The sequence below is a fragment of the Neisseria sp. P0022.S010 genome (genome assembly GCF_051956635.1).
In genome coordinates this window covers 1-447 of record NZ_JBQCXF010000904.1, presented here as the reverse complement: position 1 = coordinate 447, position 447 = coordinate 1, and the positions used below count along the sequence as shown (strand labels likewise).

The 447-nt window shown below is 57.3% G+C and carries 1 pseudogene; it reads right to left on the bottom strand.

The features are described 5' to 3' along the window. A pseudogene (locus ACTHUT_RS22030) lies at nucleotides 1–447 on the bottom strand (DNA internalization-related competence protein ComEC/Rec2); the annotation flags it as partial.

The following is a 447-nucleotide window of genomic DNA, read 5'->3' as shown; positions in this document are numbered from 1 at the left end:
TACTCAAAGCACGCATCAGCCCTATGCCGTCTGAAACCTCAGGATATTTGTCCGCCGTTCCCTGCCAACTTCGGCTTACCGCCTCACACATATTAGCCACACCGAACCCGCCGCCTTGCCGCACGAGTTTCCTGTCGCGCCCCACAGTACCCATGCCATCGATACCATTGGCCAAAGCCCCTGTTTCACGGTTCAAACCGCGCACATTCACTTCACCGATCACAGGCCTTACCCGCGCCGATACAGACCACCGACTCCCCACCATCCCATCGCGCCGCTGATAATCTGACAACATCAAATCAAAAGCCTGACCACGGTCATCCCAAGCCCTTGCCGCAAACTTCACGCGCCGAACATCATCACGCGGCATATCCACCACTTCAACCCTCACAACTTTATCCGCCACCTCCCCTACCGGCCATTGCCAGGCCAACACCAGCCCCTGTT